The sequence below is a fragment of the Tahibacter harae genome, assembly GCF_024437735.1.
Lineage (GTDB): Bacteria > Pseudomonadota > Gammaproteobacteria > Xanthomonadales > Rhodanobacteraceae > Tahibacter > Tahibacter harae.
In genome coordinates this window covers 1-26,533 of sequence record NZ_JANFQO010000029.1, presented here as the reverse complement: position 1 = coordinate 26,533, position 26,533 = coordinate 1, and the positions used below count along the sequence as shown (strand labels likewise).

Annotated in this window: 18 protein-coding genes and 1 pseudogene; 12 read left to right on the top strand and 7 right to left on the bottom strand. The window is 69.8% G+C overall.

The features are described 5' to 3' along the window. Nucleotides 1-92 precede the first annotated feature (92 nt). Complete coding sequence (locus tag NM961_RS21900; RefSeq protein WP_255916564.1) at nucleotides 93-2,846, bottom strand: site-2 protease family protein; 2,754 nt, start codon at nucleotides 2,844-2,846, stop codon at nucleotides 93-95. A 198-nt stretch (nucleotides 2,847-3,044) separates the two neighbouring features. On the opposite strand from NM961_RS21900, the gene NM961_RS21895 reads away from it, so the two are divergent. From NM961_RS21895 to NM961_RS21880, 4 genes and pseudogenes are all read left to right on the top strand, one after another. Further along, nucleotides 3,045-4,460, top strand: coding sequence for an MBOAT family O-acyltransferase (locus NM961_RS21895; RefSeq protein ID WP_255916563.1), 1,416 nt, complete (start codon nucleotides 3,045-3,047; stop codon nucleotides 4,458-4,460). A gap of 8 nt (nucleotides 4,461-4,468) precedes the next feature. Then, nucleotides 4,469-5,692, top strand: coding sequence for an alginate O-acetyltransferase AlgX-related protein (locus NM961_RS21890; protein WP_255916562.1), 1,224 nt, complete (start codon nucleotides 4,469-4,471; stop codon nucleotides 5,690-5,692). A 10-nt stretch (nucleotides 5,693-5,702) separates the two neighbouring features. Next, on the top strand, nucleotides 5,703-6,917 hold the full coding sequence (locus NM961_RS21885) for an alginate O-acetyltransferase AlgX-related protein (protein WP_255916561.1): 1,215 nt from the start codon (nucleotides 5,703-5,705) through the stop codon (nucleotides 6,915-6,917). A gap of 67 nt (nucleotides 6,918-6,984) precedes the next feature. Further along, nucleotides 6,985-7,269 (top strand): annotated as a pseudogene (locus tag NM961_RS21880) (RebB family R body protein); the annotation flags it as partial. Nucleotides 7,270-7,660: 391 nt separating this feature from the next. Here the strand turns inward: NM961_RS21880 and ppc are convergent. Next, entirely contained in the window at nucleotides 7,661-10,387 is a 2,727-nt protein-coding gene (gene ppc / locus NM961_RS21875) for a phosphoenolpyruvate carboxylase (RefSeq protein ID WP_255916560.1), read from the bottom strand. A gap of 173 nt (nucleotides 10,388-10,560) precedes the next feature. Between ppc and NM961_RS21870 the strand changes: the two genes are divergently transcribed. Both NM961_RS21870 and NM961_RS21865 read left to right on the top strand, forming a co-directional pair. Then, nucleotides 10,561-11,118 (top strand): ECF-type sigma factor, encoded by a 558-nt coding sequence (locus NM961_RS21870; RefSeq protein ID WP_255916559.1) that lies wholly within the window; start codon nucleotides 10,561-10,563, stop codon nucleotides 11,116-11,118. Continuing rightward, on the top strand, nucleotides 11,115-13,880 hold the full coding sequence (locus NM961_RS21865; RefSeq protein WP_255916558.1) for a serine/threonine-protein kinase: 2,766 nt from the start codon (nucleotides 11,115-11,117) through the stop codon (nucleotides 13,878-13,880). Before NM961_RS21870 ends, NM961_RS21865 begins: the two co-directional genes overlap by 4 nt. Nucleotides 13,881-14,025: 145 nt before the next feature. Here the strand turns inward: NM961_RS21865 and NM961_RS21860 are convergent, their stop codons facing one another. The 3 genes from NM961_RS21860 to NM961_RS21850 all read right to left on the bottom strand — a co-directional run bounded on the left by NM961_RS21860 (nucleotide 14,026) and on the right by NM961_RS21850 (nucleotide 17,929). Further along, a complete protein-coding gene (locus tag NM961_RS21860) occupies nucleotides 14,026-14,658 on the bottom strand; it encodes a hypothetical protein (protein WP_255916557.1) in 633 nt (210 codons plus the stop codon). Between the two features lie 127 nt (nucleotides 14,659-14,785). Continuing rightward, on the bottom strand, nucleotides 14,786-17,365 hold the full coding sequence (locus NM961_RS21855) for a serine/threonine-protein kinase (protein WP_255916556.1): 2,580 nt from the start codon (nucleotides 17,363-17,365) through the stop codon (nucleotides 14,786-14,788). Next, the gene (locus NM961_RS21850) at nucleotides 17,366-17,929 is read right to left on the bottom strand and encodes an ECF-type sigma factor (RefSeq protein ID WP_255916555.1); all 564 of its coding nucleotides are present in this window, start codon (nucleotides 17,927-17,929) and stop codon (nucleotides 17,366-17,368) included. Nucleotides 17,930-18,168: 239 nt separating this feature from the next. On the opposite strand from NM961_RS21850, the gene NM961_RS21845 reads away from it, so the two are divergent. Together NM961_RS21845 and NM961_RS21840 are read left to right on the top strand one after the other, a co-directional pair. After that, nucleotides 18,169-19,239 (top strand): choice-of-anchor Q domain-containing protein, encoded by a 1,071-nt coding sequence (locus NM961_RS21845; protein WP_255916554.1) that lies wholly within the window; start codon nucleotides 18,169-18,171, stop codon nucleotides 19,237-19,239. 111 nt (nucleotides 19,240-19,350) lie between these two features. Beyond that, entirely contained in the window at nucleotides 19,351-20,409 is a 1,059-nt protein-coding gene (locus NM961_RS21840; protein WP_255916553.1) for a choice-of-anchor Q domain-containing protein, read from the top strand. A gap of 180 nt (nucleotides 20,410-20,589) precedes the next feature. On the opposite strand, the gene NM961_RS21835 is transcribed toward NM961_RS21840, so the two are convergent. Together NM961_RS21835 and yihA are read right to left on the bottom strand one after the other, a co-directional pair. After that, nucleotides 20,590-21,954 carry a glutamate--cysteine ligase gene (locus tag NM961_RS21835; RefSeq protein ID WP_255916552.1) on the bottom strand — a complete coding sequence of 455 codons (1,365 nt, stop codon included), beginning with the start codon at nucleotides 21,952-21,954 and terminating at the stop codon, nucleotides 20,590-20,592. A gap of 235 nt (nucleotides 21,955-22,189) precedes the next feature. Beyond that, entirely contained in the window at nucleotides 22,190-22,795 is a 606-nt protein-coding gene (gene yihA / locus NM961_RS21830) for a ribosome biogenesis GTP-binding protein YihA/YsxC (RefSeq protein ID WP_255916551.1), read from the bottom strand. A gap of 153 nt (nucleotides 22,796-22,948) precedes the next feature. Here yihA and NM961_RS21825 point away from each other — a divergent pair, with 153 nt between their 5' ends. The 4 genes from NM961_RS21825 (at nucleotide 22,949) to NM961_RS21810 (ending at nucleotide 26,203) form a co-directional block, all read left to right on the top strand. Beyond that, nucleotides 22,949-23,611 carry a c-type cytochrome gene (locus NM961_RS21825; protein WP_255916550.1) on the top strand — a complete coding sequence of 221 codons (663 nt, stop codon included), beginning with the start codon at nucleotides 22,949-22,951 and terminating at the stop codon, nucleotides 23,609-23,611. Nucleotides 23,612-23,772: 161 nt separating this feature from the next. Continuing rightward, nucleotides 23,773-24,447 carry a thiol:disulfide interchange protein DsbA/DsbL gene (locus NM961_RS21820; protein ID WP_255916549.1) on the top strand — a complete coding sequence of 225 codons (675 nt, stop codon included), beginning with the start codon at nucleotides 23,773-23,775 and terminating at the stop codon, nucleotides 24,445-24,447. A 23-nt stretch (nucleotides 24,448-24,470) separates the two neighbouring features. Then, complete coding sequence (locus NM961_RS21815; protein WP_255916548.1) at nucleotides 24,471-25,109, top strand: thiol:disulfide interchange protein DsbA/DsbL; 639 nt, start codon at nucleotides 24,471-24,473, stop codon at nucleotides 25,107-25,109. A gap of 284 nt (nucleotides 25,110-25,393) precedes the next feature. Further along, entirely contained in the window at nucleotides 25,394-26,203 is an 810-nt protein-coding gene (locus tag NM961_RS21810; protein WP_439334239.1) for an endonuclease/exonuclease/phosphatase family protein, read from the top strand. The last annotated feature ends 330 nt before the right edge of the window (nucleotides 26,204-26,533 follow it).

Genomic DNA, 26,533 nt, shown 5'->3' with positions numbered 1-26,533 from the left:
CGAGGCGCAGCTGCAGCTTCGCAACCGCTGGACGCCGTGGTCGCAACCGCGGCGTCCGCACAACGCGGCGCCGCAGATACGGTGCCGTGGAATCACAGAGCCATTCCGTTGCTCTTCGCCCGCTGCCGCGCAATCGTTTCGCGCAACAGATCCTCCACCCGCGCAGCGCGGTATGGCTCGCCGGTACCGGTCAGGCGACTGTCGGCCGGGTTGTCCGGGCACCAGAATACCGTCGGCTGATACAGCACGGCTTCCACCACGATGCCGCCGATCATGATGCAGGCTGTCAGGTCGGGAAAGCCGTCTACGCCGGACTGGCGCGTGCGCAGCAGCTGCTGTGTCTGCGCATCGAGCTGGGCGGTCGGCTGCCAGCGTTGCAGCGGCAGCAGGCGCAGCGGCGGAAAACCGTCGTGGCGGGCGTAGAGTGCCTGCAGGTCGGGTGGGATCTCGTGTCCCAGGCGCTGGCTGGCGGCGGCGATGTGAGCCGGGTCCGCCGGTCCCGGCCAAGCCAGTTGCGGTGTCAGCTGGCGCTGCAACCAGCTGGGCCGCTCGGCAGCAGCGAGTAGTTCTTCCAGGCTCGCATTGGCCAACCTGGCACGCTCGCGCGCGAGGCTCTTGTCGTAGCTCTGCCGGTATTGCCTGCTCTGGCCGTAGTCCATCCATTGCAGTTCAACGTACTGGCGCAGATTGCCAAACGCCACGCTGCTTCCCTCCGAATCCAGCAGGTAGACACGCAAGTCCGCATGCAGCGGCGGCGTTGCATCGTCGTAGAGCAAGGCCTGGCCGTATCCGCTGGCGTGGCTGAGCAACAGCAGGCCACGCAGCTGCGTCGGGGTGAGGTTAATTTCGACATCGGGCAGTTCTGGTGCATGGAAGCCAATGCGGCCTTCGTACGCCCATCCGTCCAGATCCAGGTCGCCCGCGGCACTGGCCCGGTCCAGCTGATCCGGCGGCAACAGATCGAGCGCTGCCATGGCGCCGGGCAGTGTATACACCTGCCGTACCTCCGCAGGCAGTTCGCGGCCCAGCCGGGTTCCCGCAGCCGCCAGCGCGGCGGCATCGGCGGGTGCCATTTGCCGCACGTCCGGCTGTTCCTGCAATGCCTGGCGATGGTCGCGCAGGTCTGTCAGCAGCACGGCCAGTTCCTGCTGGCTCGCACGCTGTTTCCATTCCGCGGCCTGCGCCTGATAGTGCGCCGTGTCGGCGGAAGCTCCGGCACGGTCCTGCAGCATGGCGACACCGATCACCGCCACCACCACCGGCCCGGCCAGCAACACGCTGTAGACCAGCCCCACCGCCAGCCGCTGCAACGGCCGCATCGGCCGTACGGCCAGGTTGCGCTCGGCCTCGGCGCCCAGGGCCAGCCGCGGCGCGGCCAGCGCGGTGGGGCCCTGCACGGCGTCGAACACCTCGAATATGCGCTGCCGGCGCAGCGCCGGCAGTTTCTGCTTTGCCAATTGCGGATCCTTGCGCAGGCGCGTGAGCACCTCGCCCAGGCTCCAGCGCGAGCGCGCCAGCGGCAGCTGCAGGGCTGCCAGCACGGCCAGCAGGTAGAAACCGGCCCAGATCGCCAGCCCGCCCCCGACCACACAGGCCACGACCAGGAACACGGCGCTCAGCCGCGGCGCGCCGGCCGGCAGCAGTTCCTGCACGACATGGGCGCCGTCCAGCGGCGGCAGCGGCAGCACGTTGAGGTAATTGAGGAACAGGAAGACCAGCGCGGCCTGCGCCAGCAGACCTTCGCGCGAGACCAGAAAGCCCAGCACGCCGCCCAGGCCCTGGCCGTCCAGCGACAGCCACAGCAGCAGCCAGCCGATCACGATGCCGGGCAGGGGCCCCATGAGGCTCATCCAGGCGCGACGCGCCGCATCGGGCCTGGCTTCGTGGCCTATGGTCACGCCGCCGACCAGGGGCAGGGCCAGCATCTGCACATTGCGGTAGCCGAAGGCGCGCATGGCCAGGTAGTGGCCCAGTTCGTGGATGGCGATGACGACGAACAGGATCAGCGCAACGCGCGCGTCCCACAGCCAGGCACCGGCGGCCAGGAACAGCGCGACGCTGAGGGCGAACAGGCCGGCCTGCACGCGCCGCGGCACGGGGCGCAGGGTCAGGCGCTGCTGCACCTCGGCCAGCCAGGCCAGGCGCGCCGGCGGCACCGGGCCGCGGCTGGCGATTTTCGGCGCGCGGCGCAGGGCGCCCAGGATTTTCAGCGCGAAGGCCAGTTTCGGACGCAGCAGGCCGCGGCGGTCGCGGTACAGCTTGCCGCGGCGCAGCAGCGAGTCGATGCGCGCGGCATGCAGCTCGCTCGCCTGCCAGTGCAGCGCCGCGTCGTCCGTGCCGGCCAGATCGACCCGGCCCTGGCGTTCGCACCAAGCGGCGTGCAGCTGCTGCTGGGCAGCGAAGTCGGCGCCGCCGATGGTCTGGCCCAGCACCTGTCCGTCCGCGCTGATTTCCGCATACGGGTCGAAGGGCTGGCTGACGCAATGGCGGCCGTCGTCGAGGCGGCGCACGAACCAGCTGCTCAGCCGGTTGGGCTGCACCGCCGACTGCGGCGGCGACAGCCATACCGTGTCGCCGCTGTCCACATTGCGCCAGGCCGCCCACAGCAGCACCGGCATGCCGCTGTCGGCCGGCGCATCGAGCTGGAACCAGTGCGGCCCGGTATAGCCCAGGGCACGGAGTTCCTGTGCTGCTTCCTCATGCAGATCGGCCAGGGCCTCGGGCACGCGCACCGCGCCCAGCGCCCGCGCCGGCCGCGGCACGAAGACGAAGGACAGCATGGCGCGCAGCTGTTGCAGTTGCAGCAGCAGGAAGATGGCAGCGATCAGGGCGAGGATGTCGGTCATGGCCGGGACAATCGACAAAGGGCGGCAATTGTGATCGCTTTCACAGCCGGCCGCGCTGCGCCAGGCGCCGGCACCGCGAGCCTGGCGGGGCCGGAATACGCCGTGCCTGGACTATGAAACAATAGGCGATCCATCCCCTGCAGCTCCACGTGCCGTACCGGCGCAGGGGTGTCGCCGCCCCCAGCCGCCGAAGCGCCCATGGTCTTCTCCAGCGTCGAGTTCCTGTTCCTGTTTCTGCCGCTGTTCCTGCTCGCGCAGAATTTCCTGCCCTGGCGCAACCTGAGCTTCGTGCTGTTCAGCCTGGTTTTTTATTTTGCCGGCGAGGGCTGGTTCACCGCCGTGGTCGCGGTTTCCGTGGCGATCAACTACGTGTTCGGCCTGCGCATCGGCGATGCGGCCGATCCGCGCAAACGCAAGCAGTTGCTCGCCGTCAGCGTGGCATTGAATCTGGCGCTGCTGATTTTCTTCAAGTACGCAGGATTCATCGCGGACACTCTTTTCCATCCGGCGAAAGATTCCATATGGATGAACATTCACCTGCCGCTGGGAATTTCCTTTTTCACTTTCCACGCCATCTCGTACCTGGTCGACATCTACCGGCGTGACGCGCGCGCCGAGCGCTCCTTCGTCAATCTGTCGCTGTACATGCTGATGTTCCCGCAGCTGATCGCCGGTCCCATCCTGCGCTTCCACATGGTGGCCGGACAGCTGCGGCGCCGTGTGGTCACTTCGCGCCACGTCTACTACGGGCTGCTGCTGTTCTGCTTCGGCCTGGGCCAGAAGGTGCTGCTGGCCGACACCATGGCCGGCGTCGCCGATCCGCTGTTCGCCCGCGCCGATACGTTGTCGACCCAGACGGCCTGGCTGGCCGCCATCTGCTACACCCTGCAGATCTTCTTCGACTTCGGCGGCTACTCGAACATGGCGATGGGACTGGGCTGGATGGCCGGCTTTCATTTCCCGCGCAATTTCAACTTTCCGTATATCGCCCGTTCCATCACCGACTTCTGGCGCCGCTGGCACATGAGCCTCTCGCGCTGGTTCCGCGATTACCTCTACATCCCGCTCGGCGGCAACCGCCTGGGTCCGCTCAAGACCTATCGCAACTTGATGATCGTGTTCCTGCTGTGCGGCCTGTGGCATGGCGCCGCCTGGACCTTCGTGCTCTGGGGCGCCTACCACGGCCTGCTGCTGGTGCTGGAGCGGCTGGGCTGGGAGAAGCTGCTGCAGAAGTCTCCACGCCTGCTGCAGCATGGCTATACGATGCTCGCGGTCATCGTTGGCTGGGTGCTGTTCCGCGCCGCCAGCGTGGAGCAGGCCGGGCAGATCCTGGCGAAGATGTTCCTGCTGCGCACGGCGGAGGACCTGACCATCCGCCAGATCCTCAACGGCGAGGAAATGGTCGTGCTGGTCGTCGCCATCGCGCTTTCGGCACCGCTGGTCCCGGCGCTGCTGCGCCGCCTCGTGGCCCTGCCCGGGCTGCGGCCGTGGCCGCGCCGCGTGCCGGCCTGGCAGTATTCCGCCGGCGTGGTGCTGGGGCTGTCCATCCTGCTGGGCGCGGCGCTGAAGATCCTCACCGGCGCCTACAGCCCGTTCATCTATTTCCGGTTCTGATCGCCGCCATGACGCTGATCACTACGCGCGCCCGCATCCTGACCAGCCTGCTCGCCGTGCTGCTGTTGCTGCCGGTGGCCGGCATCCGCCTGCAGGACCCGATACAGCTGAGGTTCTTCCACAGCCGCACGCTGAACGAGCTGCCGCAGGCGGACAGCTTCGCCGCCAATCCGGTGGAGTATTTCCGCCAGGCGCGGGGCTGGCTGGCCGACCGCATCTATCCCATCGTGCAGGCCTCGATGCTGCACAAGAAGATCCAGTACTACGTGCTGCATACACCGCCGCAGCGGCGCGTGACGCTGGGCGACGGCGGCTACATTTTCCTCAACGGCGGCAGCGACAGCTCGCTCAACGAGACGTTCGAGACCACGTGCATAGGATCGCACCAGGAGGCGCTCGCGACGCAGCTGGTGGACGCCCTGCGGGCGATCGGCGAGTTCGCGCGCCAGCGCGGCATGGCGCTGGATATCGTGATCGTCCCGACATCCGGCACCTTGTACGGCGACCACCTTCCCGCCTCGGTGCCGCGCAAGTACCGCGAAGCCTGCGCCGCGCGCGCCACCGGCGATTCGCCGCTGTTGCGATTCACGCCGCCGCCGGGCGTGATCTTCTCCTTCCCGTTCCCGGCCATGCGCGAAGCGCGCGATGTCCCGGGCTTCTTTCCCAAGGGCAACTGGCACGCCCAGGGCATGAGCCTCAAGGTGGTGCGCGACGCCTATCTCGCCGCGCGCAATGTCGCGCCGCCGCCGAGCGAGCGCCTCACCCTCACCCAGGGGCCGTCGGAAATCATGGCCACCTACGGCATCGACGTGCCGCAGCCGGTGTATCTCATACAGAACGATCAGGTGCTGGACGATCCGCCGCAGCGCGAGGCGCTGGCCCGCGCGGTGTCGGACCTGTTCATCGGCTCGACCACGTCCACGCATGCCTATGTCAACCGCTCCGCGGCGCTGGACGAATCCGTGCTGATGGTGTCGGACTCCTACGGCGAGGCAGCCGCCAGCGTATACGCCGCATCCTTCAGGGAGCTGGGCCAGATCCTGGCCAACAACCTGCCTCCGGAGAACGTCGCCACCCTGGTCGAGCGGGGCCGCAGCCTGCGCAAGACCGACCGGCTGATGCTGTTGCTGCAGGAAGGCAGCGTCTACACGCTGATCGTCTGGTCGAAAGCGTTTGCCGCCGCGCCGCCACCCGCCGCCGCGGCGACGGCGGATGCCGCTACTGCGCCCTGACGCCGGCCGCATGCGGACCAGGCCCGACGCGGTGCGGCTGAGCGCGGGTGCGCGCCTGTGGACGACGCTGGCGGCGCTGTTCCTGCTGATTCCCGTGCTCGGCATGCGCCTGCAGAGCACCGAGCGGCTGGAACTTTTCCACAACCGCAGTCTGCAGCCCTGGCCGGCCGCGGCGGCGTTCGCCGCCGATCCGGCGGCCTGGTTCCGTGCCGCGCGCGGCTGGCTGGGCGACCGGGTCTATCCGATCCGCCGCGCGGCGCAGTGGCGCAAGCGCCTGCTGCTGAATGTGTTCCATACCGCGCCGGGTCGGCAGGTGGCGCTGGGCGAGGACGGCTATGTCTTCCTCACCGGCACCAGCAACGCCACGCCCTACGACATCCTGGAAAACATCTGCCTCAAGGCGCACATCCCCGCCGCCGGCCCGGCCATGCGGCGCGCGCTGCGCGAAGCGGCCGGCTACGGCCAGCGCCGCGGCATCGCGGTCGATGTGGTCGTGCTGCCTACCCTGCTTACCCTGTATCCGGAGCGCCTGCCCGAATCCGTGCCGCCGCAGTACCGCGCCGCCTGCCGCGCCGCGGCCGCCGGCGATTCGCCGCTGCTGCACATCGCCGCGCCGGCCGGCGTGCACTACGTGTTTCCGTTCCGCGAATTGCAGGCGCTGCGCGACGATCCGGGCTTCTTTCCGCAGGCGAACTGGCATGCCAGCGGCTGGAGCGTGCAGGTCGCGCGCGACGCCTACCTGGCGGCGCTGGGGCTGGCACCGCCGGCCCAGGAAACCCGCACGGCGGCCCAGGCGCCGTCGGAAATCCTGCGCCTGTCCGACCTGACCCGCGCGCAGCCCGTCTACGAACTGCACAACGCCGACGTACAGGCCGACGGCGACGGCGAAGCCGGCTTCCGCACGGCGATCGCGGCGCTGATCCCGAACCCGCGCTTCATCACCAGCGTATTCGTCAACGCCAACGCGGCCAGCGGCGAATCGGTGCTGATCCTGTCGGATTCCTACGGCCAGCTGTTCGCGCCGGCCCTGGCCGGCGCCTTCCGCAGCGTGGCCCAGATCACGGCCAACGAGATGGCGCCCGGCGACGCGGCGCGGCTGATCGAACAGACCGACCGCTGGCGCAGGCTGGACCGCGTCATCCTGCTGACTCACGACGGCGGCGCATTTCGCGTCTACGGCTGGACCCAGTCGCTGCGCGTGGCAGCCACCCGGCTGCAGCCCTGAGCGGCGCACACGTACACATCGCGGACAAGGACTACACTGCGCAAAATTCCCACCGACGGAGTGCGCCATGAGCTTCCCCACCGCCGTGAATTCGCAGATCACCGACAGCGTCACCCAGGCCGCCGCACCCGCGGGCGTCAATCCGCAGATCACCGATGCGGTGACCCAGGCGAATGTGAAGGTGCTGGCCGAAGCGCCGGCGCTGGCCCTGGGCAGCATCTACCAGTCCCTGGCCCATTCCACCGGCGTGCTGTTCGAGAACGCGGTCAACGCCCAGCAGCAGCAGAATATCCTCGGCCAGGCGGCCACCACGCAGGGCATCATGCAGATCTATTCGACGGACACCGCCGCCGATGCGGTGAGCATCGCGAAGGCGCTGGATGCCTCCAGCGATGCGGTCGCCGACCTGCGCAAGGTATCGGCGGTGAATCCGCAGATCACCGACGCGGTGCGCTTCACCCTGGACAGCAACCTGCTGCACAGCGGCGACGTGGCCTACGGCGCGCGCGCCGCGGCCGATGCGCTGGGCGCGGCGATAGAGCGCATCAACCGGGCCAGCTACGAAGCGCGCCTGCAGCTGCTCAAGCAGGCCGCGGCGGCCGCCTGCCTGGCCGGCATGGTGCGCGATCCGGACAAGGCCGATGCCTATGCGGCCGTGCTGGAAACGGTGAAGCAGCTAGGCTGAGCGGCACGCGCCGCCGGCCGCGGCGGGGTCCGCAACCGGCCCCGCCGCGGCGGTCGTTTCAACCGGTGTTCTGCACGCCGGCCGCTATCCCGTTCACCGTCGCCGCCAGCGCCTGGAACAGTTCGCCCTCCGGCCGCTCCTGCGCGCGCCAGCGCGCGAGCAGGTCGACCTGCAGCAGGCTGATGGGATCGACGTAGGGATTGCGCAGGCGTATCGACTGGCGCAGGCGGCGGTCGCTGGCGAGCAGGTGGTCGGCCTGCTTGAGCTGCAGCACGGCAGCCAGGGTGAGACCGAATTCCGCCGCGATGCGCGGATGGAATTCCGCATGCAGCGGTCCGGCCAGGCCGGAGTACAGGGCGAAGATGTCCATGTCGCTCTTGGCCAGCAACATTTCCACATCGTCGATCAGGGTGGCGAAGAAGGGCCAGTCGGCGGTCATCTCGCGCATGGCGTCCAGGCCGTAGCGGTCGATGCCGTCGGCCAGCGCGGTGCCTATGCCGTACCAGCCGGTAAGGCCGGCGCGGTTCTGCGACCAGGCGAACACCCACGGTATCGCGCGCAGGCTGGCCACGCCGCCGGCGCCGCCGCGGCGCGGCGGGCGCGAGCCTATGCGCAGGCGCTCGATCACGTCGATGGGCGTGGCGGCGCGGAAATATTCGGCGAAGCGTTCCGACTCGTGCACCAGGGCGCGGTAGTGGGCGCGCGCGACATCGGCCATGTGCCCGGCCATCTCGCGCCATACCGCCTCGCGCGGCTCGGGCGGACGCGGCCGCAGCGAGGCGCGCAGCACGGCGCCGGTGGTCTGTTCCAGGTTGCGCAGCGCGATGGCGCGGATGCCGTATTTGCGGTGGATCACCTCGCCCTGCTCGGTCAGGCGCAGGTAGCCGTCCACCGAGCCGCGCGGCGCGGCGATGACGGCGCGCTCGGTCTTGCCGCCGCCGCGGCTGACCGAGCCGCCGCGGCCGTGGAAGAAGGCGATGCGCACGCCGCTGCGCTGGGCCAGCTCGGTCAGCAGCACCTGGGTGCGCTGCAGCGCCCAGCGCGAGGCGAACAGGCCGCCGTCCTTGGCGCTGTCGGAATAGCCCAGCATCACCATCTGGCGGTTGCCGCGCTCGGCCAGGTGGGCGCGGTAAAGCGGATCGGCGAACAGCTGCTCCAGTACCTCCTGCGCGGCGCGCAGGTCGGCGATGGTCTCAAACAGCGGCGCCACATCCAGCGGCACGCGACCGGCCTCGTCGCTGCAGCCGGCCAGACGCGCCAGCGCGAGCACGGCCAGTACGTCGGCGGCGCTGCGGCTCATGCTGATGATGTAAGGGCCTATGGCCTCGCTGCCGTAGCTGCGCTTGGCCGCGGCCACGGTGCGGAACACATCGAGCGTGGCGGCGGCGCCGGGCGCGTCGGCGGCGGGCGCGGCGGCGCTGGCGATCACTTCGGCCAGGCGGCCGCGCCGCTGCGCGGCTTCGCGCTGCGGCCACTGCGCATCGTCCAGCAGCAGGGCCAGGGCCTGGTCATGGGCGCCGGATTCCTGGCGCAGGTCCAGCGTGGCCAGGTGGAAACCGAAGGTGTCCACGCGCTGCAGCAGCTGGCGCAGCGCCAGCCAGCCCGCATGCGTGCCGCGGTGGGCGCGCAGGCTGGCAGCGATGAGTTCCAGATCGGCACGGAACTGCGCCGCATCGGCATAGCCTTCCTCGCGGCCGGCCGCGGTCGCGCTGAGGCGCGCGCTGAGCAGGCTGATCAGATGCCGGTATGGCATGTCGGCGTAGCGCGGCTTGAGCTTGGCCGCGGCCTTGGGCAGCAGCGCGCGGTAGTCGGCCAGGCGCGCCAGCACGGCCTCATCCACGCTCACCCGCGACAGCGACTGGCTGAGCAGGCGTTCCAGCTGCGCCAGCTCGCGCCGGTAGGCGGCCAGGATCAGCGCGCGCTGCGCCGTCAGCGCGGCGCGCACGGTATCGGCGCCCACATTCGGATTGCCGTCCATGTCGCCGCCGACCCAGGTGCCGAAATGCAGCAGCGGCGGTACCGGCGGCATGGGGCCGAGTTCGCTCAGCACGTCCTCGAACACCTCGAAGAACACCGGCAGCATGGGATAGATCACATCGGCGAGGAAATAGCCGATGTGTTCCATTTCATCCTGCACCGTGGGCCGCTCGCTGGCGGCATCGGCGGTCTGCCAGCTCGCGCTCAGGACCAGGCGCATGCGTTCCTGGTCGGCGCGGCGCTCGGCCGGCGTGCGCTGGCGGTCGATGTCGGCGATCAGGCATTTGACCAGCACCTGTTCCTTGTCCAGCAGCGAGCGCCGCACGGCTTCGGTCGGGTGCGCGGTGAATACCGGCTCTATGCGCAGGCGCGCCAGCAGTGCGGCGATTTCCTGCTTGTCCACGCCGTCGCGCTGCAGGTCGCGGATGACTTCGCGCAGGCTGCCGGGCTGCGGCGCCGCGCCGGCGCGTTCGTAATCGCGGCGGCGGCGGATGCGGTGCACGCGCTCGGCGATGTTGATGGCCTGGAAATACGTGGCGAAGGCGCGGGCCAGGTCGGTGGCGCGGTCGGCCGGGCCGGCGAGCAGGCCGACCAGTTCGGCGATGGAGCCGCCGTGTTCGCGCCGGCGTATGGCCGCGGCGCGCACCTGTTCGACCTGGGCCAGGAAGCCGTCGCCGAGCTGATCGGCCAGGATTTCCCCGACCAGCGCGCCCAGACGCTTGACGTCCTCGCGCAGCGCCTGGTCGGCGCGCGGGAAGTCGACCTCGCGCAGGGTGTCGGCGGGAACGGTTTCGGTAGTCGCGCTCATTGCGGGCACCAGATGCGGCTGACAGCCAGGAATAGCCCGAGACAGGCGACGCGCGCAAGCGCACGGAGCCGGTTTCCGATAGGACGATTGGTTATTCGCCGGCGGGGCGCGCCGGCCCGGCTTTACCTGAACGCGGCATCCTGCTTGACTGTGTGCCACAGGGGACGCCACGCATGACGGCATCGGTCGACATCACCCGCCAGATCGACGCGGCGCGCGGCGGCGACGCTGCCGCGCTGGACCGGCTTTTTCCCATCGTATACGAGGAACTCAAGCGCCTGGCGCGCCAGGAGCTGGCGCGCGAGCGCCCCGGCCACACCTGGCAGCCGACCGCGCTGGTGCACGAGGCCTATCTGCGCCTGGTCGCCCAGCGCACGCCGGACTGGTCCGGGCGGGCCTATTTCTTCAGCCTGGCCGCGACCATGATGCGGCGCATCCTGGTCAACCACGCACGCGACCGCGCCGCGCAGAAGCGCGGCGGCGGCATCGAGGCGGTGACCTTGTCCCAGGCCGAGCCCGTGGTCGAGGGCGATCTCGACCTGGTGCGCCTGCACGAGGCGCTGGATGCTCTGGCCGCGCTGGATGCGCGCCAGGCGCGCGTGGTCGAGCTGAAATTCTTCGGCGGGCTGGAGATCGACGAGATCGCCAGCGTCGTCGGCGTCTCCAATGCCACGGTGCGGCGCGACTGGAACCTCGCCCGGCTGTGGCTGGGCCGCGAGCTGGCCGCATGACGCCGCAGCGCTGGCGGCAGTTGCAGGACGTGCTGGCGCCGCTGCTGGAGCTGGAACCGGCGGCACAGCGCGCCGCGCTGGAACGCGCCTGCGCCGGCGACGCGGAACTGCTGGCCGAGGCGCTGGAACTGCTGGCGCACCAGCAAATCCTGCCGCCGCGGCTGCCCGCCGCGGCGCTGCGTCCGCTGGCCGGTGCCGACGAGGACGAAGACCACTGGCTGGGCCGGCGCATAGGCCTGTTCGTGCTGGACAGGCGGCTGGGCAGCGGCGGCTCCAGCACGGTCTACCGCGCCCACCGCGCCGACGAGTTCGAGCAGGTCGTCGCGATCAAGCTGCTGCGCGAAGGCGACCGCCGCCTGCAGCGGCGCTTCCAGCGCGAGCGCAGCATCCTGGCCGGGCTCAACCATGCGCACATCGCGCGGCTGTTCGATGCCGGCAGCACGCCGGAAGGACGGCCGTACCTGGTGCTGGAGTACGTCGACGGCCGCACCTGGGACCGCTGGCTGGCCGAGGACAGGCCCGACCTCGCCACCCGCATCAGCCAGTTCCTGCGCCTGTGCGAAGCGGTGGAATACGCCCACCAGCGCCTGCTCGTGCACCGCGACATCAAGCCGGCGAATATCCTGGTCGATGCGCAGGGCTCGCCGCGGCTGCTGGATTTCGGCATCGCCGCGCTGCTGCGCGACGGCGCCGATTCCACCGTCACGCGCGAAGGCGGCCAGGCGCTGACGCCGGCCTATGCCGCGCCTGAGCAGGTGCGCGGCGAAGCCGTCACCACTGCGACCGACGTCTATGCGCTGGGCCTGGTGCTGTACGAAACCCTGTGCGGCCAGCATCCGTTCCGCCGCACCGGCGACAGCGAGGCGGAACTGCTGCGCGCCGCCGCCACGCGCGAGGCGGAACGGCCCAGCCAGCGCCTGGCGCCGGATGCGGCGCTGACGCCGGCGCAGCTGCGCGGCGATCTGGACAACATCGTGCTGACCGCGATCGAGCGCGAACCGGCACGGCGCTACAGTTCGGCGCGCGGCCTGGCCGACGATCTGCGCGCCTGGCTGGAACGGCGGCCGGTGTCGGCGCGGCCGCATACGCCGGCCTATCTGGCGCGCAAGTTCGTCGCGCGCAACCGCGTGGCAGTGAGCGTTGCCGGCGCCGGCCTGCTGGCGCTGCTGGCCGCCGGCGGCGTCGCCCTGTGGCAGGCGCGCATTGCCGTGCACGAGCGCGCCATCGCCCAGCAGCGCTTCGCCGACGTGCGCCGCTTCGCCAACACCCTGCTGCTGGACTATCACGAAGGCATACAGAAACTGGCCGGCTCGCTGCCGCTGCAGCAGCGTCTGGTGCGCGACGGGCTGGATTATCTGGAACGCCTGCGCGACGGCGCCCGCGACGATGCCGAGCTGTGGCGCGAGATTGCCGCGGGCTATATCAAGATCGGCGACCTGCAGGGCAATCCCTTCGCCGCCAACCTGGGCGACTACGCCGGCGCGGCGCGCAGCTACGAACAGGCGCGCGCCTCGCTGGAACAGGTGGCCGCCCTCGGCGCCGGCGACGAGGCGGCGACACGGCTGTGGCGCGCGCGCCTGCTGCTGCGCCGCGCCCACCTGCATTATCAGGACTCCGAATACGAACCCGCCCGCAGCGGCTATGCCGACGCCGTCGCCCTGCTGCAGCAACTGCACGAGGCCCAGCCCGGCGATCTGGAGTTGGTGATCGAATACAGCGACGCGCTGGATGCCTACGGCGACCTGATCGGCCGCCTGGGTCAGAGCCCCACGCCCGACGGCAACGGCGCGCGCCTGCTGTACCTGCGTGCGGCCGCGCTGCGCGCCGGGGCGCTGAACGAAGACCCCGGCAATACCCGCCTGCGCTACGCCGTCTACAACAGCCAGCTGCGCGAGGGCACGCACTGGGCCGGGCTCAACGACATGGCGAAGGCGGAAACCGCCTTCCAGCAGGCGCTGGCCACAATCCAAGCCCTGGTCGCCATCGATCCGGACGACACCTACCGCCAGCGCGAAGTCGGCGTGGTGCTGACCCGCCTGGTGCAGGTGCAGGATGCGCTGGGCAAGCTGGACGAATCGGTGCAGACCGCGCTGCGCGCGCTGCAGCATATGGAACGCATGCTGGCGCAGGATCCCGGCAACGATGCGATGAAGCTCGGCGTTTCCTCGGTCACCGGCTGGGCTGCGCGCCAGTTGGTCAAGGCCGGCCGCCACGACGAGGCCCTGCCCATCATCCGGCGCCAGATCGCGGTGAACGAGGAACGCCTGCGTGCCGCGCCGGACAATCCGGATGCGCGCTTCAGCCTGTCCCTGGCTTACCGCCGCCTGGGCGAACAACGCGCCGCGGCGCGCGATTTCGACGCGGCGCTGGAAGCGCACGGCAAGGCGCTGGCAATGCAGCGCGAGCTGGCGCCGCTGTCGCCGGAATACGCCCTGGGCGCGGCGCTGTCGCTGCTGCACTGCGGCCGTACCGAGCTGGCCGCCGGCCGTGTCGCCGCCGCACGCGCGACGCTGGCGCAATCGGTGCAGCAGTTCGAGACCCTGCTCGCCGCGCAGCCCGACACCGATGCCAGCTACCGCGAAGAGCTGGCCGAAGCACACAGCGCCCTGGCCGATGCCTGGCTGGCCGCGCCGGCCGCGCGCGAACGCGCCGCCGCAGCGCTGACCCGCGCCGAGGCGATCTGGGCCGCAGCCGAGAACAGCGGCACGCTCACGCCCAAGGCGGCGAAGCTGCGCGAGCGGATGCGTGCGGCGAGCCGGTAGCGCGGGCGTCCTGCGTTGAATAGCCCGGCGAAAATCCAGACGACGCCGCGCGTTGATCGTCGCCCCTCACCCCGGCCCTTTCCCCCGGCGCAGCCGGGGGAAAGGGAGCATTCCGGCGGCTGCGGATGCCGTCGCCATCCGCGTACTACAGCGCAATGTTGATGGTCACGCTGTTGTTGCTGCTGCCCGCGATCGAATTGTTCAGCGTGCTGGCATAGCCGCCGCAGGCATTGGCGGGAACCGGCGGGATGGTCACGTCGTTGCCCGTCATGCTCGCCGTCGCGGCGTTCCAGCTGCCCTGGGCGTTGAGCGTCATCGGGCCGAAGATGCAGTCATTGCCCAGCGAGACCGGGAAGCCGCTGACCGTGGCCGAGATCAGGTGCAGATAGACGTCGTAGACCTGGATGCCGGCGGTGTTGCCGCCGACGAGGGGGTTGTAGCTGGTGCCCAGGTGGACCAGCTGCGTGTTCAGCGTGACCAGGCCCAGGCCGTTGACGTTGGATTGCAAGGTCGAGGGCGGAAACCAGAAGCGGCCGCCGTAGACCGCGGGCGAGGCCTGCTGTGCCCCGTTGACGTGGGAGCCTGCCGGGAACGGCATGGGATAGCCGCGCACGACGAGCTGGCCGGAAACGGGCCGGCCTTCAAACAGCTGGCGGAAGATGCGATCCGGCGGCGTGCCGTCGGGCGCGGTATCGGAAGCGGCGGCCTGGCCCGCGGCCAGCAGCAGGGCGGTCAGCAGCACGGCCGCAAGGCGGCGCGGAGCGGTTTGGACAGTCATCGGAATTCCCCCGGTTGAGTGCGCAGCGGACGGAACACCCGTCCTTGCCGCTACACGCCCGCAAACGCGGCGGGAACGCTCATGCCGGGAAAAATTTCTTCGCCGGGATTTCGCGCCGGTCGCCCGCTCAGGGCCGCGCTGCGCGCCGATACGCAGACAGCTCCGCCGCATCGGCGGGAAAGCTGCTTTCGGCGGCGGCCAGCGCGCGGGCGAACCAGGATGCGGCCGCTTCGCCGCGCCGCTGCGCCAGCTCGCCGCGCAGGCGCAGGCCCAGGGCCAGGGCGCGCGAGGCCGGTTCCGCTTCCAGCGCCGGCAGCGCGCGGTCCAGCGCCGCCGCGGCTTCGGCTTCGTGCGCCTGCGCCAGTTCGGCCGCGGCGATGTCGACGCCGAGTTCGGCGATGACGCGGCTGTCGGCTGCTACCAGTGCGAGCAATTGTTCGCGCACGCGCTCCAGCCGCGCCCGCGCCGCCGCGGCGTCGCCGGCCGCCAGTTCGACGCCGGCGGCCGTCCACAGCGCCATGGTCTGCGGCATCGAGGCGGCGCCGGCGGTCTCGGCGAAGATGTCGGCGGCAAGTGCGAGCCGTTCCAGCGCACGCGCGTGCAGGCCGTCGCGGCTGTCGAGCTTGGCCAGCTCCAGCAGATGGTTGGCATAGGCATAGGAGCGCTCGCCGGCGATCGCGCGCAGACGGCGCGCGCTGTCTTCCAGCGCCGGTCGCGCCTGTGCCAGGCGGCCGCGCGACAGCAGCTGGGTGGCCAGCTGCGCGTCCAATGTGACGACCTGGATGTGATCCTCGCCGTAGTGCGCGGCGTAGATCGCGCGGGCGCGGCGCAGGCTGGCCTCGGCCTCGTCGTAGCGGCGCAGCAGCGCCTGCAGGTTCTGCACGCGGCCCAGGACGAAGGCGGCGCGCAGGCTGTCTTCGCCGTGACGGCGCCGGGCCAGCGCCAGCGCGCGCTCGGCCTGGGCCAGCCCGGCGCTGTAGTTGCGGTCGTCGCGCAGCAGCAGGGCGCGGGTGAGCCAGGCGTCGATGGCAATGTCCTCGCCTTCGGCGCCCAGCGCCGGCAACAGCACGTCCAGGCGTTCCAGCCAGGCGCGCGCCTGCACGCTGTGGCTGGTGCGCTGGGCGGCCCAGGCGGCGCGTTCCAGCAGCGGCGCGAGCACGGCCGGTGCGGCGCCGCCGCCGGCGTCGTAGTCGGCGATCGCGCGTTCGAGCTGCGGAAACGCCTGCGCCCAGTCGTTGGTCGCCAGATGGATCTTGCCGATGACGCCGTGCAGCCGCGCGCGCAGCAACAGGTCGGCCCCGGCATCGTCGGCGTCGAGCATGCGCCGGCCGCGTTCGAGCAGCGTCGCCGCGGTGAGCTTGTCGCTGCGGTTGCTGCCGGGATCGGCGGCGTCGAACAGGCGCTCCAGGAAACTGATCGTGGCGTTGGCGCGCTGCGCTTCGCGGCGCGCGTCCTGCGCCGCCTGCAGGGCCAGTGCGGCGAACGCGAGCAGCCCCAGTGCCGCTACGGCGGCTATCGCGACCGGCACGCGATGGCGCTGCGCGAAACGCAGGGCGTGGTAGCCCAAGCCGGCACGGCGCGCACCGACCGGCCGCGATTCGAGCACCGCGAGCAGATCCGCCGCGAGCGCATCCATGGAGGCGTAGCGGTCGTCGGCGCGCTTGGCCATGGCCTTGCGCAGCACGGCATCCAGATCGCGCCAGGGCGCCCGGCGCGGCGCCGGCGCAGCCGCCGCCGTGTCGCTGCGGCGCCGCGCGGCGTTGAGGGTCAGCGGCTCGTCCTCGCTGACTGCGCGCGCCCAGGCCAGCGGCTCGCGCGGATCGCCCGCATACGGCAAGCGTCCGGCGACCAGCACGAAGGCGAGCACGCCGAACTGGTAGACGTCGGTGGCCACGCTGACCGGCTCGCCGCGGAACTGCTCGGGCGCGGCGTATTCCGGCGTCATCGGTCCCACGCCCTGGCGCGTAAGCAGCGGCGCGTCGTCGTCGGCCAGCAGTTTGGCGATACCGAAATCCAGCAGCTTGACGTGGCCATCGCCGCTGACCAGCACGTTGGACGGCTTGAGATCGCGGTGAATCACCAGATGGCGATGCGCATAGGCCAGCGCCGCGGCGACGGCGAGCAGCAGGCGCAGGCGCCGCTCCAGCGGCAGGGCCCGGGCGCGTGCGTAGTCGGTCAGCGGCTGGCCTTCGACGAATTCCAGTACCAGGAAAGGTTCGCCCTGCTCGCTGTGGCCGGCGTCGATCAGCTGCGCGATGTTGGGATGACGCAGCGGCGCGAGGATGCGCCGCTCGCGCTCGAAGCGCGCGCGGGCGCCGGGGCCGGCGTCGCGCAGCAGCTTGAGGGCGACGGTCTGGGCGAAGTCCGCATCGACGCGCCCGGCGCGATAGACCACGCCCATGCCGCCGCTGCCCAGGGCTTCGATCAGGCGATAGCCGGCGACGCAGTCGCCGCTGCGCGGGCCTGCCTCGACGCGCTGTTCGTGCTCGGCCGCGGCGCGCGCCGCCAGTTCGGCGACGATGGGCGTGTCCAGCAAATGCGGCTGCCGCGCGCGGTGCAGCAGGCGTTCCAGCAGGGGACGCAGCTCGGCCTGCTCCGGCGCCAGTCCGGCGAGGAATTGCGCCTGCGCCTCGGCCGGCAGCTCCTGCGCCGCGTCCAGCAGCGGACGCAGGCGGCGCCACAGCGCCGGCGACAGCGGCGTATCCATTCAGCCCGGTCCGGCCGGCAGCGCATCGCAGAGAAAGATGCGCGCGGTCTCCCAGTGCCGCCGCACGGTGCGCTCGGTCACGCCGCGCAAGCTGCCTATCTCGGCGAAGGACAGGCCGGCGAAGAAATGCCATTCCACCAGCTCGGCCAGTTCGGCGTCGCAGTCCTGCAGGTGTTTCAGTGCCTGGTCCAGCTCCAGCAGTGCCTCCAGCGCGACGCCGCCGAGTTCCAGGCCGTCGGTCATCTCCACCCGGCGCAGGCCGGCGCCGTGCTTGGCCGTGGCCAGGCGCCGGCCCAGGTCGATCACGATTTGGCGCATGGCCGCGGCGATCAGGCTGTAGAAATGCCGGCTGTCGGCCAGCGCGGCCTCGTCGCGGCCGGCCAGACGCAGGAACACCTCGTGCACCAGCGTCGAGGGGCTGATCGTCAGCTGCGGCCCGGACCGGCGCAGCGTGCCGCGGGCGATGCGTTTGAGTTCCGTGTAGATGCGCTCGAACAGCAGGTCGCGCGCGCTGGCCTCGCCCTGGCGGCAGGCATCGAGCAGCGTGGTGATCTCGGGACGCATCGGTGCGGTCGGCGGTGGCTGCGGGCGTTGCCGCCCAGCCTGCCACGGTGTCCGGACGGCCGCCAGCAGCGGCCGGTGCGGAATACCGCCCGGGCAGCTGCCAGCAGCTGTCCGCTGTGCGCCTGGAGTCCGCCGGCGGCAACTGTCCGGAATCGTGCGGTTTCTCGTATCGGGCTGGCTGGCGCAGCGCAGCCGGCACCGGGCCGGCCTGCGGCTGCGGCAACGCCAGAGGACTTACGATGAATCTTCCCGCCCGTTTCGCCCTGCTGTTTCTCGCCCTGCCCGCCGCCCCGCTGCAGGCCGCCGTGTTCTGCGTCAACGACAATGCCGGACTGGTGACGGCCGTGGGCGCGGTCGGAACCAACCAGCAAAGCGACGAAATCCGCATCCGTCGGGGAACCTACGAAACACCGCTCGGCGCGGAGCTGCAGGCCCTGCTGACCGACAACCTCGGCCTGACGATTTCCGGCGGCTGGAGCGGCGACAACGGCGCCTGCACCACGCGCATCAACGATGCGGCGGCCACGGTGCTGCGGCGCGGCTATCTCGACAGCGGCAGGGTGCTGGTGCTGAAGACTTACGACCAGCCGGCGGCGGAAATCAGCCTCAGCAACCTGACCCTTGCCGACGGTTTCAACACCTCGGATGCCGGCTGCCTGTGGATGGTCTCCAATCGTCCGCTGCTGTCGGTGGAGCGTGTCATCTTCACCGGCTGCATCAGCGCCGGCGACGGCGGTGGCGCCTATCTGCTGGGGCCGCGCGTACGCCTGTTCGGCAACCTGTTCCGCGAGAACGGCGCGGCGCGCGGCGGCGCGTTCTTCCTCGACGTCTCCGGCAACGGCAGCCGCGCCGACGTCAGCAACAACACCGCCATCGCCAATGTCAACCTCGCCAGCAATCAGGCCGGCGGGGCGCACCTGGTCGCGCAGTCGATCACGTCGCAGGTGTCGCTGAACAACAACATTTTCTGGAACAACGCCACCAGCGCGTACAGCTACGACCTCCGGATCGAAAGCGGCAGCCCGGTGTATTCGTTCTACGACCATATCGACCGCGTCGCCGGCATTTTCGCCAACGTACCGCTGGGCCGGACCAGCGGCGATCCGCAGCTGGAGAGCATCGCCAACCCGGTGCCGCGGCAGGATTCGATCAGCCGCGACTCCGGCTACGACACGGCCGTGGGCGGGCTGCCGGCGATCGATCTGCGCGGCGTACCCCGGCCCACCGGCCTGCACATGGACCGCGGCGCCTACGAGCTGGTGCCGCCGCCGGATGCGATCTTCGCCACCAGCTTCGAGCGGGCCAACTGACAGGCCGGATCGTCTGTCCGGAATCGCGCGGTTTCTCGTATCGGGTCGCGCGACGGAGGGCAGGTGCCGGCACTGGGCCGGCGCCTGGCCCTTCCGGATCCGGAGAATCTCATGCGTCTGCACACTATCCTGACCGTTCTCGCCGCCCTGTCCGCGCTGCCGGCGCAGGCTGCCACCAATTTCTGCGTAGGCACCAGCGCCGAGCTGCGCGCGGCGCTGAATGATGTGAAGACCGATGGCGACGACAACGGCATCCGCCTGCGCAGCGGCACCTATACCACCTTGCCGGGTACGGCGTTCACGACCACGGCCACTGACAATCACAGCATCACCATCACCGGCGGCTGGGCCGGCGCAGGCTGCAGCTCGCAGTCGCAGGATCCTTCCCTGACCGTGCTGCAGGCCGATCCCGGCTCGGCATCGCGGGTGCTGCAGATCACCGGCGGCGTGCTGAACCAGTACGAGATCAGCCTCAATAACCTCACCCTTCGCAACGGCGACGCACCGGTCAACGGCTACGGCGGCTGCCTGCTGCTGACCGCGCAGGAGCAGAACCTGCGCGTGGAACGCCTGATCTTCGAGGGCTGCAGGGCGACGCTGGGCACCGGCGCGGCCCTGCACGTGGACGGGATGCTGATGCGCGTCAGCGGCAATCTCGTCACCGACAACACATCCCGGCGCGCGGCAGTGTCGCTGAACGTGCGCGACGGCGGCTGGGGCTATGTCAACAACAATACCGTCACCGGCAATCTTTCCGCCGGCGCGACCGGCACGGCCCTGGGCCTGCTCGCGGTCACCGGCGTCGGCGGCCGCATCTGGTTCAGCAACAACATCATCTGGGGCAACAACCCGGGCACGACGAACTTCGACCTCGACATCGGCCTGGCGGACACCGTGTTTTCCTACAACCACCTCGGCAACGCCATCGGCAATACCGGCCCGCAGAGCGTAGGCACGACCTTCGGCGACGCCGGTTTCACCGGCGGCAGCCTGCCCCAGCTCGCGCCCGGCTCGATGTGCCGCGACAGCGGTACGAACAATCCGACGGGAGGCACGCCGGCGCAGGACCTGCTCGGCCGCAACCGGCCGCAGGGGCCTAAGACTGACCGCGGTGCGTTCGAGGCGCTGTTCATCGAAGCCATCTTCAGCGATGACTTCGATCTGAATTGAACCGCGGCGGCAGCGGGCCAGCGCAAGGTCGCGGAACCGCAGAACCCGCCGGAATTTCGACCCGGCGGCAGAGCCCCTGCGTCAACGGGGCGGACACTGCGTGCGCGGCCCGCGTCTGGCGGGCTTGCGCCGCCGGTCGGAAGCGTGCAGTAGCCGCGCCGCGGCACCTTGCACGAACCCTTAGTAGGCGAACTCGCGGAACACCGGGTCGATACTGCCGCCCCAGGGGCCGTGGAACAGTTCCAGCTTGCGTTCGGCCGGGGTCTGGTTGGCCTCGGCGAATTCGATCAGCGGCTCCAGGAATACGGCCTCGTTGGCGCCGCCGCTGTTGTAGCGTTCGCGCCGTGCCAGGCCGTGGGCGGAGATCTTCAGCGCCTCCAGCGCCAGTTCGCGCACCGAGGCGTTGCGGAACGGCAGCTTGAAGCCGTGCCGCGGCACGCCGTCGCGCAGGGCGTGGCGCTCGGCCAGGCTGAAGTTCTTGACCAGGTCCCAGGCCGCATCCAGCGCGGTGTCGTCATACAGCAGGCCGACCCAGAACGCCGGCAGCGCGCACAGGCGGTTCCACGGGCCGCCGTCGGCGCCGCGCATTTCCAGGTATTTCTTCAGCCGCACTTCGGGGAAGGCCGTGGTCATGTGGTCGGCCCAGTCCTTCAGCGTCGGCGTCGCGCCGGGCAGGTCGTCCAGCTTGCCCTGCAGGAAGCGGCGGAAGGACTGCCCGGCCAGGTCGATGTACTTGCCGTCGCGGTAGCTGAAGTACATGGGTACGTCGAGCAGGTAGTCGACATAGCGCTCGTAGCCGAAGCCGTCCTCGAACACGAAGTCGAGCATGCCGGTGCGGTCGGGATCGGTGTCGGTCCAGACGTTGGAGCGGAAGCTGAGAAAACCATTCGGCTTGCCGTCGGTGAACGGCGAATCGGCGAACAGCGCCGTGGCGATGGGCTGCAGCGCGAGCGAGACGCGGAACATCTTGACCATCTGCGCTTCGTCGCCGAAGTCCAGGTTCACCTGCACGGTGCAGGTGCGCGTCATCATGTCCAGGCCCAGGCCGCCCTTGAGCGGCATGTAGCGGCGCATGATGCCGTAGCGGCCCTTGGGCATCCACGGCATGTCCTCGCGCTTCCACTTGGGCTGGAAGCCCATGCCGAGGAAGCCCAGGCCGAGTTCGTCGGCGACGGTCTTGACCTCGCGCAGGTGGCCGGTCACTTCGCAGCAGGTCTCATGCACGGTTTCCAGCGGCGCGCCGGAAAGCTCCAGCTGGCCGGCGGGCTCCAGGGTGACCGAGGCCAGCCCGCGGGTCAGCGCGATCAGGTGATCGTTCTCGCGCACCGGCTCCCAGCCGAAGCGGGTCAGGCCCTGCAGCAGCGCCCCTATGCCGCGGTCGCCCTCCCAGGTCGGCGGGCGCAGGTCGTCCAGGCGGAAACCGAATTTCTCGTGCTCGGTGCCGATGCGCCAGTCGGCGCGCGGCTTGGCGCCGGAGGCAATGTAGTCGACCAGCTGCTCGCGCCGCTCGATCGGGACTTCCTTGACCGCACTGGGACCGGACATACGCGACTCGCTGGCTGAAGGGAGGGGCGGAATTTGGGGCGCCGGTCCCGATAAAAAGGGGGCTGCGGCCAGGCGTGCCTGGGCTGCGCCGAGTTGCCTGGCCCCGAGATTTGCACGGCGGCGGCGTCAGGCGCTACCGCCTTGGGGCCGGGACTGGGGATTCGGGATTTGCAAACGTGGGGCTGGACGGATGGCCGGGCGAGCCTGCCGCGTCGAATCCCCAATCCCGGACACCCTACTCCCGCGGGGCCAGAAAGGCGCCAATCACCTGCCGCGCCTCGTCGATGCCGACCTTGTCCAGCGCGGAGAACGGCTGGATCGTCGCACCGGGACACAGCGTACCCATCTCGCGCCGCGTCGCCAGCAGGGTGCGGGCGGCCTCGCCGCGGGAGAGCTTGTCCACCTTGGTCATCAGCACATGGCAGGGCAGCTCGATGTCGCGGCAGTACTGCAGCATCAGGCGGTCGAAGTCCTTGAGCGGATGGCGGCTGTCCATGATCAGCACCACGCCGCGCAGGGACTGGCGCCCGGTCAGGTAGGCGTCGATCAGCTCGCGCCAATGGTCGCGCAGGCCGGTGGGCACCTTGGCGTAGCCGTAGCCGGGGAGGTCGATGAGGCGGCGCTGCTCGTCCAGCTCGAACACCACCAGCTGCTGGGTGCGCCCCGGCGTCTTGGAGGTGCGCGCCAGGCCGACCTGGTCGCAGATACGGTTGAGGGCGCTGGACTTGCCGGCGTTGGAGCGGCCGGCGAAGGCCACCTCGGCGCCGGTATCGGCCGGCAGCTGGTGCAATTCGTGCGCCGCCAGACGAAAGCGGGCACGGCGAAACAGGGCTTCGGACATGGAATCAGCTCAGGCCAGGGCCGCAGACAGGCGCGGCGTTTGACCGTCTAGGGGGGGCTGGTACAATTCGGCGGTTTTCTGTCCCCCACCCGGGAGAATTCCGGGGGATGGCCTTGTTTCCAGCCAGTTTCCAGCATAGTGGAGTCGAGTGTAATGAGTTTTCGGCGCGTAGTTGCTCTGGCGGGCTTGCTCGCAGTGGGGTCGGTCCAGGCGGAAACCGCCGCTTCTCATGCGGTTGTCGGTGACGCCAAGGCCGGTGAGACCAAGGCCGCCGCCTGTGGCGCCTGCCACGGCATGGACGGCAACTCCACCGACAAGCAGTACCCCAAGATCGCCGGCCAGCAGGCCGACTACATCGCGCGCCAGCTCGCCCTGTTCAAGTCCAGCGCGCGCAACAACCCAGTCATGCTGGGCTTCGCCTCCGGCCTGTCCGACCAGGACATGCACGACCTCGGCGCCCACTTCGCCACCAAGCAGGCCACCGCCGGCAACGGCGACCAGGCCCTGAAGGCACGCGGCGAGCAACTCTGGCGCAGCGGCGACACCAAGCTCGGCGTGCCGGCCTGCATGTCCTGCCACGGCCCCGCCGGCCGCGGCAATCCGGGCTCGGGCTATCCGCAGCTCGCCGGCCAGTGGACCGATTACGTCGTGGCCAAGCTCAAGGACTGGAAGAGCGGCACCACCTGGGGCGAGGACGACCGCGCCAAGATCATGCCGGACATCGCCAAGCGCCTGTCCGAGCAGGACATCAATGCCGTCGCTTCCTATGCCGAAGGCCTGCACACGGCCAAGCCGGTCGTCACGGCCGCCAAGTAAAGCCGAACCCGCGCCGAACCGCGTCCGCGGTTCGGCGTGAACTCGCCCCGGCCCGGCGTGTCTGTGCTGGCCACGGGGTGACGGCGGCCTGCGATGCCGCCTACGCTCCGGTGTTCGTCGTTCCGCGTGCCGATGCGGCCGCAACCATTCAGGAGATCCGGATGTTCCAGCGTCTTGCCCTAGGTCTTGCCGGCCTCGTCCTCGCCGCCGCGGCGAGCGCCCAGGACGGCCAGTGGAAGGAAGGCACGCACTACTTCGCCATCACGCCGCCGCAGGCCACCGCGCATCCGGACAAGGTCGAAGTCACCGAGGTGTTCTCCTACGGCTGCCCGGCCTGCTTCACCGCCGCGCCGTCGATCAAGAAGCTCAAGTCCAAGCTGCCGCCCAACGCGGTCATGACCTATGTGCCGGCTTCCTGGAACACCGCCGAGCAATGGCCGCTGTTCCAGCGCGCCTACTACACCGCCGAAGCCCTGGGCGTGGCCGAGAAGGCCCATGACGACATGTTCCCGGCGATCTGGAGCAACGGCCCGCTGGCCGTCGTGGTCAACGGCAAGGTCAAGGATCCGGCGCCGACGCTGGAAGACGTGGCCAAGTTCTACGAGAAGTACGGCGTCAAGCCGGCCGACTTCATCGCCACGGCGAACTCCTTCGCCATCAACACCAAGATGAAGAAGGCCGACACCTACATCAAGGCGGTGCAGGTCGACTCCACCCCGACCATCATCGTCAACGGCAAGTACCGCCTCAACGGCCGCAGCGCCGGCGGCAGCTGGGAAAGCCTCGAAGCCCTCGTGCTGCACCTGGTGCAGCAGGAATCGGCGGCCGCCAAGTAAGTCCGTAATCCAAGGAGATTCCCATGCTCAAGCGATTGCTGTTCCTGCTTGCCGGCCTGCTGGCCGTCAGCGCCTGCGGCGCGGCCGACGACAAGGCCGCCGCCGTGACCAAGACCGACTGGAAGGAAGGCGAGCACTATTTCGTGCTGGAGAAGCCGCAGCCGCCGGCGGCCGGCAAGTCCGAGATCGTCGAAGTGTTCTCCTATGCCTGCCCGCACTGCGCGCACTTCCAGCCGTACATGGACCAGCTCAAGACCTCGGTGCCCAAGTCGGTGCAGGTCAGCTACATGCCGGTGGTGTTCAACCCGTCCTGGGAGCCGCTGGCCCGCGCCTTCTACGCCGCCCAGGCGCTGGGCGTGCTGGACAAAACCCACCAGCCGCTGTTCGACGCCCTGCACCGCGACCACAAGCCGCTGCGTACGCTGGAAGACCTGGCCGGCTTCTACGCCGGCTACGGGGTGACCCCGGAAAGCTTCCTCAGCACGGCCAAGTCCTTCGTGGTCGAAGGCAACCTGGCCCAGGGCCGCGAGCGCGCAATGGCCTTCGAGATCCAGAGCACGCCGACCCTGATCGTCAACGGCAAGTACCGCCTCGACGCGGCCTCGGCCGGCGGCCAGGCCGAGGCTATCGCGCTGGCGCAGTGGCTGGTCAACAAGAAGTAAACGGCGTCTTTGACGCCGCGGGATCGGGGATTCGTGATTGGAGACCCCGGGGGCGCAAGGCCGGCCTTGGATTCCTGGCCTCGATGCTCGCAAATCCGCTCTCCTGAAGTCAGGCGCGGCGCCGTGACGGCGCCGCGCGTTTCACTACCCGGAATTGATGCGACGCCGCTGCAGCAGGCCGTCTCCCGCTGACCCGCCCCCGCCCCGCAACCCCGGGCTCCGTTCGCGTACTCCGCGCGAATCCGCAATCCCGAATCCCGATGACCCATGCTAGTCTGCAAGGCATGAGTGCCCCGCCCGGCTCCGCGTCCAGCACAAGCACCACGAACGGCATGGAGCGCCTGCGCCTGCTGAGTTGCAACATCGTCGCCGGCGCCAGTGTCGGCCGCTATCGCGACTACGTCACCCGCAGCTGGCTGCCGCATCCGGGCAAGCGCGCCAACCTCGAAGCGCTGGCCCGCTCCATGGAAGAATTCGACGTGGTCGGGCTGCAGGAAGCCGATGCCGGCACGCTGCGCTCGGGCTTCGTCAACCAGACCCAGTACGTGGCCGAATCGGCCGGCTTTCCCTACTGGAGCCACCAGCCCAACCGCCGCGTCTCGCGCCTGGCCCAGTCGGCCAACGGGCTGATCAGCCGCATCGAGCCCACCGAGGTCATCGACCATCCCCTGCCTGGCCGCATACCCGGCCGCGGCGCCCTGCTGGCGCGCTTCGGCAGCGGCGCGGATGCGCTGAGCGTGGTGATCTCGCACCTGTCGCTGGGGCCGGAGGCGCGCATGCGCCAGCTGGGCTTCATCGCCGAACTGCTGGCCGATGCACCGCATGCCGTGCTGATGGGCGACCTCAACTGCGCCGCCGACAGCCCCGAACTGCGCGAGCTTTACCGCAAGACCACGCTGACCCCGCCCATAGCGCCGCCGCCCACCTTCCCCAGCTGGCGCCCGCGCCGCGCGATCGACCATATCCTGGTTTCCGAGAACCTGCAGATCGACAGCCTGTGGACCCTGCCTCAGGCCTTCTCCGACCACCTCCCCGTCGCCGCCAGCGTCACCCTGCCGCGCGGCCTGCAGCAGGAGCTGCGGCGGGCGGCGTGAGCGAAGCCGGGTGTTGGAATTCGGGATTCGGCGGCGTGCCGCGAGAGTGCTCCCGAAGGAGAGGACTGGGAGGGGTGGCGTTGAATCTTGTGCTACCGCTTGAATTACCGGCGGGATCTTCAACGCACAGGCTCGCGCCGGAAACTGATGCTTCGAGGCGATCTGAATCGCCGCCCCTCACCCAGCCCTCTCCCCAAGCGCGTAAACGCGCTTGGGGAGAGCAACTGTCTTGCCCCTCACGCCGAAACAAGCGTTTAGACGGCCGCCAGCGCAGATAGCTCGTCGCGCACACGCGCATTGAGAATGATCAATAGCTTTCGCATGCAGGCC

Bases quoted from the DNA above. Each gene is read 5' to 3' on its own strand.
- NM961_RS21815 (WP_255916548.1), top strand. From the start codon at position 24,471: ATGCTCAAGCGATTGCTGTTCCTGCTTGCCGGCCTGCTGGCCGTCAGC.
- ppc (WP_255916560.1), bottom strand. From the start codon at position 10,387: ATGAGCGCGACTACCGAAACCGTTCCCGCCGACACCCTGCGCGAGGTC.
- NM961_RS21860 (WP_255916557.1), bottom strand. From the start codon at position 14,658: ATGACTGTCCAAACCGCTCCGCGCCGCCTTGCGGCCGTGCTGCTGACC.
- NM961_RS21870 (WP_255916559.1), top strand. From the start codon at position 10,561: ATGACGGCATCGGTCGACATCACCCGCCAGATCGACGCGGCGCGCGGC.
- NM961_RS21835 (WP_255916552.1), bottom strand. From the start codon at position 21,954: ATGTCCGGTCCCAGTGCGGTCAAGGAAGTCCCGATCGAGCGGCGCGAG.
- NM961_RS21820 (WP_255916549.1), top strand. From the start codon at position 23,773: ATGTTCCAGCGTCTTGCCCTAGGTCTTGCCGGCCTCGTCCTCGCCGCC.
- NM961_RS21825 (WP_255916550.1), top strand. From the start codon at position 22,949: ATGAGTTTTCGGCGCGTAGTTGCTCTGGCGGGCTTGCTCGCAGTGGGG.
- NM961_RS21885 (WP_255916561.1), top strand. From the start codon at position 5,703: ATGCGGACCAGGCCCGACGCGGTGCGGCTGAGCGCGGGTGCGCGCCTG.
- NM961_RS21890 (WP_255916562.1), top strand. From the start codon at position 4,469: ATGACGCTGATCACTACGCGCGCCCGCATCCTGACCAGCCTGCTCGCC.
- NM961_RS21840 (WP_255916553.1), top strand. From the start codon at position 19,351: ATGCGTCTGCACACTATCCTGACCGTTCTCGCCGCCCTGTCCGCGCTG.
- NM961_RS21865 (WP_255916558.1), top strand. From the start codon at position 11,115: ATGACGCCGCAGCGCTGGCGGCAGTTGCAGGACGTGCTGGCGCCGCTG.
- NM961_RS21895 (WP_255916563.1), top strand. From the start codon at position 3,045: ATGGTCTTCTCCAGCGTCGAGTTCCTGTTCCTGTTTCTGCCGCTGTTC.
- NM961_RS21850 (WP_255916555.1), bottom strand. From the start codon at position 17,929: ATGCGTCCCGAGATCACCACGCTGCTCGATGCCTGCCGCCAGGGCGAG.
- NM961_RS21855 (WP_255916556.1), bottom strand. From the start codon at position 17,365: ATGGATACGCCGCTGTCGCCGGCGCTGTGGCGCCGCCTGCGTCCGCTG.
- NM961_RS21810 (WP_439334239.1), top strand. From the start codon at position 25,394: ATGAGTGCCCCGCCCGGCTCCGCGTCCAGCACAAGCACCACGAACGGC.
- NM961_RS21900 (WP_255916564.1), bottom strand. From the start codon at position 2,846: ATGACCGACATCCTCGCCCTGATCGCTGCCATCTTCCTGCTGCTGCAA.
- yihA (WP_255916551.1), bottom strand. From the start codon at position 22,795: ATGTCCGAAGCCCTGTTTCGCCGTGCCCGCTTTCGTCTGGCGGCGCAC.
- NM961_RS21845 (WP_255916554.1), top strand. From the start codon at position 18,169: ATGAATCTTCCCGCCCGTTTCGCCCTGCTGTTTCTCGCCCTGCCCGCC.